This is a genomic window from bacterium, from assembly GCA_040757115.1.
In the GTDB taxonomy this organism is placed as follows: Bacteria; UBA9089; CG2-30-40-21; order CG2-30-40-21; family SBAY01; genus JBFLXS01.
This window is the reverse complement of sequence record JBFLYA010000242.1, coordinates 1-5,670: the sequence shown is the minus strand read 5'-3', so window position 1 is coordinate 5,670 and position 5,670 is coordinate 1. Positions and strand designations below refer to the sequence as shown.

Annotated in this window: 6 protein-coding genes; all 6 read right to left on the bottom strand. The window is 37.9% G+C overall.

The genetic code is table 11. The annotated features are described in order from the left end of the window. Positions 1 to 229: 229 nt before the first annotated feature. A complete protein-coding gene (locus AB1422_16025; GenBank protein MEW6620817.1) occupies positions 230 to 565 on the bottom strand; it encodes a GxxExxY protein in 336 nt (111 codons plus the stop codon). A 291-nt stretch (positions 566 to 856) separates the two neighbouring features. Next, on the bottom strand, positions 857 to 1,237 hold the full coding sequence (locus AB1422_16020; protein ID MEW6620816.1) for a hypothetical protein: 381 nt from the start codon (positions 1,235 to 1,237) through the stop codon (positions 857 to 859). Continuing rightward, positions 1,228 to 2,124, bottom strand: coding sequence for a MinD/ParA family protein (locus AB1422_16015; GenBank protein ID MEW6620815.1), 897 nt, complete (start codon positions 2,122 to 2,124; stop codon positions 1,228 to 1,230). The genes AB1422_16020 and AB1422_16015 overlap by 10 nt, the downstream gene beginning before the upstream one ends. A gap of 48 nt (positions 2,125 to 2,172) precedes the next feature. Continuing rightward, on the bottom strand, positions 2,173 to 3,396 hold the full coding sequence (gene flhF, locus AB1422_16010; GenBank protein ID MEW6620814.1) for a flagellar biosynthesis protein FlhF: 1,224 nt from the start codon (positions 3,394 to 3,396) through the stop codon (positions 2,173 to 2,175). Further along, entirely contained in the window at positions 3,393 to 5,459 is a 2,067-nt protein-coding gene (gene flhA / locus AB1422_16005) for a flagellar biosynthesis protein FlhA (GenBank protein ID MEW6620813.1), read from the bottom strand. The genes flhF and flhA overlap by 4 nt, the downstream gene beginning before the upstream one ends. Positions 5,460 to 5,474: 15 nt before the next feature. After that, positions 5,475 to 5,670: hypothetical protein (locus AB1422_16000; GenBank protein MEW6620812.1), on the bottom strand; the 196-nt coding region annotated here is incomplete at its 5' end.

The following is a 5,670-nucleotide window of genomic DNA, read 5'->3' as shown; positions in this document are numbered from 1 at the left end:
ATAATTAATTTTTTAATTTTATTTTCAACCCCCACCCCCCAATCTTGGGGGCTTTAATAAGGAATTAGGATTGTGGCATTCAAAATGACCAACAATATATATTATACGAGGACGATGAAAATAAAGGCTGAAGGCTGAAGGAAACAGCGTTCAAAACTTCAGCCTATACCCTTCAGCCTTCAGCCTATTTTCAGGGGAAATGGGGAAAAGGGAGAATTGGAGAAATGGCTCAAACTTTTTCTTGCTCCACCCTTCGGACATCAATCCCGGAGTCTGCGAAATTTACCAGTAACCCTATTTCTTTATCCACTGCTCTAAGGTAGGATCTAACCTGATTATAATACTTCCCACTTATCTCCTCAACAGTTTTAATCTCTACCACAATCTCATCTTCAACAAAAAGATCAAGTCTATGAATCCCAACCTCAACACCTTGATAGAATATCTTGACTTCTTTTTCTGATTCAAAGATGATGTTCTGTCTTGCAAACTCAACCTTCAAGGCATTGTGATAGATGCTCTCCAGAAAACCAGGTCCTAATGTCGTGTTGAACAAATAACGCACGGAATTCGATTCTGGTAACTGGTAATTGGTAACTGGTAATTAAATACCGTTCGGCTGAGGTAATCGGTCAGTTATTGGTGGAAGAAAGGCATAAAGATTAAATTTCTCGCTAAGGCGCAAAGAACGCAAAGGAATAAATTATAATCTTTGCGAACTTTGCGTCTTTGCGAGAGAAAATTTCTATTTAGTTTTTACCACTGATAACTGAGGGATTACCGGCTGAGCTCAGGACGAAACTATTTAACCAATTACCAATTACCAGTTACCAATTACCACTTACCAATTACCAGTTTATTCTTCCGCCATCATTGTTTTTATTACCATAGCCAATGCTTCTGCATCCTGTTTTATTGTTTCTTCTGACTGTGTTTCTTTTTCCTCTGTTTTTGTAATTTTCTCTCCAGCAGGAGAAACAGAGGGTAAGACATAGTCTATTTTTGTTGGTTTTTTTGGACGCACTTTTTTACCAGATATTTGTGGTATTTCCTTTTGTAGAAATACATAAATCCCTATGGTTAATCCAAAAAATATAATAAATGTAATCAGGACTCGTAAGAATATCAATAGAACTAATTCAGCATTGGAGATATACTGATAAAATTTAAAATAAGTAACTACTCCGTTAATAAAAGAACTAATTAAAGCAACCGAAAAACCCATCTTTAATCCCATAGATGTTCATCTCCATTTGAACTAAATAATCGTTTGAAAAACCCCTTAATGCCATACTTAAGTGAATCATCAGGTATATTAGCCAGTTTATTACGGATGTGATAAATACAATCTGTTGCCTTTGATTTTGGATAAGCGAGGAAGAACGGTGCTTGTTCCCTAACTGCCCTTGCCACCACAGGGTCATCTAAAAGATACCCAACATTTTCTACCTTGACATTTAAGAATTGACCGGCGATATTTACTATTCGGTCAGCAACCTTTTTCCCTTCCATAATATTTGTTATTCTATTAACCACTAATTTCAGGTTAACATCATTGTTCATAGATGAACTTGCCTTTATTACGCCGTAAGCATCAGCAATAGCCGTGGGTTCAGGGGTAGTAATTAACACTACCTCATTAGCGGCTAAGATAAATGATAGCACATTTGGTGAAATACCCGCAGAGGTATCAATTAAAATCAAATCAAATGAGTCAAATAAACTACTTAATTTGTCAATAAATTGTTTGCGTTTTCTGGCTGAAATATTGGAAAGTCTGGTAACTCCAACTGCCCCGGTAATCACCTTCACGCCGCAGGGACCATCAGCCAAAATCTCCTTAATCTCCTTTTGCCCGCTAATGACATGAAATAGATTATATTTTGGTGGTGGCACTAAACCAATGACAATATTTACATTTGATAATCCCAGGTCTGCATCTAAAATCAGGACCCGTTTATTCATTAAGGCAAAAGAGATGGCTAAATTTACAGTTAGATTAGTTTTTCCAACGCCTCCTTTACCACTTGTTATGGTTATTATCTTACAGCCGGGCAACATAAACCCTTCTTCAATCTGTCTTTGTCTAACCAGTTGTCTAAGATTTTCTGCCTGGTCTAACATTGATTTCACCTCTTGAGAAGTAGAGTGCAGGAAATGACCCTTCGCCTCCTACTGTATAATCAATTTCGCCAATTTATTGGCATTAGCCTCTTCAATATCTTCAGGAACATTCTGTCCCGTAGTAACATAAGCTATCCCTTGTGGAATCTGTGTTGAAAGATTCAATATTGGACCAAAGGTAACCGTTTCATCCAATTTCGTAAATATGAGTTTATGAAAAGAGACCTTTTTAAAATTATCAACAATATCAATTAATTCTTTATCCTTGGTTGTGGCACTTAATAGTAGAAAAATCTCAAGGCGATAGCCTGCGGAATCAATAAAGCTTTTTAGTTCAACCAATTGCATAGAATTTCGTTGAGACCTGCCGGCGGTATCAATCAAAATCAGATTAGACTCAGAGGATTTATCAATAGCCGTTTTAAATTCAGAAGGCGTAAATACGACCTCTAATGGTAGATTTAATATCTCGGCATAAGCCTTGAGTTGCTCGACAGCCGCAATACGGTATGTATCAACGGTTATAATCGCTACCTTTTTACGCTTTTCAAAGGCAAAATCTGCGGCTAATTTAGCTAATGTTGTTGTCTTACCAATGCCTGTTGGACCGATTAAACAGATTATCTTTGGGCTACCATCAACAAGTTGAATAGGACTACCTATTTTAATCAGACTACTAATATGATTCCTGAGTCTTTCTTCGATATAATATTCGTCTTCTAAAAGGGGTCCTGGTGATTCAGCAATTACTCTTTTAATTAATGTTTCAGATAATGTTTCATCCACTTCATTCTGGAGTAATCGGATGTATAACTCTCCTGATTTACCTGGATATTTGTAAGTAGGTCCTTTGCCGCCTCGGACTTCGCCAAGCATACTCTCCATTTTTGCCTTTATCTCCAGAAGTTCTTTATGGACAGCCGAAGTAGTATCTACCTCTTTTCCCTTTAGGGGAGGTGATGGTTTTGGAGATGGGTAGTAAATAGAAGGTTGAGGTGGAGTTGGAGTAGAATAGATGACTCGTTGTGCCGGGGGCGGGGTAGCAGACGAGGTGATGATTTGAGATGTTTTAGGTAAAGTTGGTGGCACAGGAACAGATTTCATTGGCACAGCCGCTGTTACCTCAACCATTTTTTGCCCAAATAATCCCCATACCCCACCTTTGCGTATATTTCGATGACTGACTAATAACGCATCTTTTCCCAGGTCAATCGTCATTTTTAATATCGCTTGCTGTAAAGTTAATGCCTCATAAGTTTTATATTTCATCATGATACACTCACCATCCCCACTGATTTTACTTCGACATTTGTTATTTCATTATATGATATAACACCTATTTGAGGGATTGAGTTCATAATTAAATTTTTAAAATGCCTTCTTATTCTGGGAGAACATAAAATAACAGGGTCTTCCTTAATATTTTTCTTTATCTCTTCCTGAAGTGCCAGAATAATCTTCTGAAGTCTGATTGGGTCAAGTATAACTTGTTCTCCTTCTGATGTTTGTTGAAGATTATCAGCCATTTCATTCTCTAATTTTGGATGTAAGGTGATGGCGGATAAAATGCCATCTCTCGAATATTGTCGAATAATCTGTCTTGCCAGACTCATCCTTACCTGTTCAGTTAGAAAGCCAATATCTTTGGTTTTTGGTGCCCAATCCGCTAATACCTCAGCAATAGTTAATAAATCACGAATTGAAATCCCCTCTCGTAAAAGATTATGTAATACCTTCTGAACCTCACCTAAACTTAATTGGCTGGGGATTAATTCTGCAACGACTGTTGGATGATTTTGTTTGAGGGTATCTATTAAACTTTGAACATCCTGTCTGGTAACTAAATCCGGGGCGTTTTGTCTTATTATTTTCTGGAGATGAGTTGAGATAATTGTTGGAGGGTCAATTATGGAATAGCCCATTTTCTCTGCCTCTTCTCTTTGTTCTTCTTTAATCCAGATAGCCTGAGAACCATAGGCGGGTTCTATTGTTGTCTCGCCTTCTATTTCTTCAGTTATTGTTCCGGGATTCATTGCCAGATACCGGTCGATTTTTATAGTGCCTTTACCTATCTCAAATCCTCTTATTTTAATAACATAAGTATTTGGTTTTAGTTGAATATTATCTCTAATTCTAATTGGCGGAACAACTATTCCTAATTCAAGGGCTGATTGTCGGCGAAGCATAGTCACTCTATCTAATAAATCCCCACCTTGTTCCGGGTCAACAAGAGGGATGAGTGCATAGCCAATCTCAAGTTCCATTGGGTCCATAGCCAGTAAAGAGGTGACACTTTCAGGTTTTTTAAGCCATTCTAACTCCTTTTTCTTTTTCTCCTCTACTGTTTTCTTTTCTTCTACCTTCAACGATTTACTCATTAAATAAGCGATTGAGCCAATGGTTGTGGCAACAAGAATCAAAGGAATTTTAGGTAAAGGCGTAAGTAAGAAGAAGATTAAAGAGCCGGTGGCTATCCATAACACTCTGGGTTGAGCGGTTAATTGATTAACCGCATCTAATCCTAAATTTTCTTCAGTAGCCGCCCTTGCCACGATTAAACCTGTAGCCACGGAGATGAGGAATGCTGGTATTTGAGCCGAAAGTGCACAGCCAACGGTATAAGTTGTATAATCGTGGAATGCATCGGCTAATGGTTCACCACGCATTAAAACACCAATCGTTAAGCCACCGATGATATTGATAGCGGCAATAACCACACCAGCAATAACATCTCCCTGAACAAATCTTGCCGCACCATCCATTGCACCGTAGAAATCTGCTTCTTTACGGATTTGCATTCGTCTATCTGCCGCCTCTTTTTCCGTAATATAACCCGCATTCAAATCCGCATCAATCGCCATCTGTCTGCCTGGCATAGCATCTAAGGTAAATCTTGCCGCTACCTCTGAAACCCGCATTGTCCCTCGCACAATCACTAAAAGTTGAATTATAACTAAAATCAGAAATATCACAATCCCAACAACTAAATTCCCGCCCACGACAAATGTTCCAAATGTCCGCACAATCCCTACCTCTCCACCCCGTCCGTTGAGAATAAGTCTTGCGGTAGAAACTTCAATCGCTAACCGATACACAGTCGTTACCAATAAAAGAGATGGAAATACAGAAAAATCAGTAACTTTAGATAAGTAACTCACAGATAAAATAACCACAATGGCTAAGGTTAAATTCATAGCGATGGATAAATCAATAAATAATGGTGGTAGTGGAATAACCAGCATTACGATGATACAAAGTATAAATATCGCGATTAATATATCTGCCTGCTGCATCCAGGTTAATCTTGGAACTGTTTGTGCTCTTGCTATAGCCATTTTAATTACTCCTTTTTATCTCATTAATCCGTAAGGTAATCGTTCAGCCACAGAGGCATAGAGTTCACAGAGAATTAAAGAAATTAGGTAACCGTTCAGGCTATATATCAAAAGTGTAAGAAAGGGGATAAGGAGATAAGAGTGATATGGAGATAAGATAATAGAAATAGATTGAAATTTATAGAAATAGGTAGAAATTGATTGTGGAAAA

Bases quoted from the DNA above. Each gene is read 5' to 3' on its own strand.
- AB1422_16020 (MEW6620816.1), bottom strand. From the start codon at position 1,237: ATGGGATTAAAGATGGGTTTTTCGGTTGCTTTAATTAGTTCTTTTATT.
- AB1422_16015 (MEW6620815.1), bottom strand. From the start codon at position 2,124: ATGTTAGACCAGGCAGAAAATCTTAGACAACTGGTTAGACAAAGACAG.
- flhF (MEW6620814.1), bottom strand. From the start codon at position 3,396: ATGATGAAATATAAAACTTATGAGGCATTAACTTTACAGCAAGCGATA.
- flhA (MEW6620813.1), bottom strand. From the start codon at position 5,459: ATGGCTATAGCAAGAGCACAAACAGTTCCAAGATTAACCTGGATGCAG.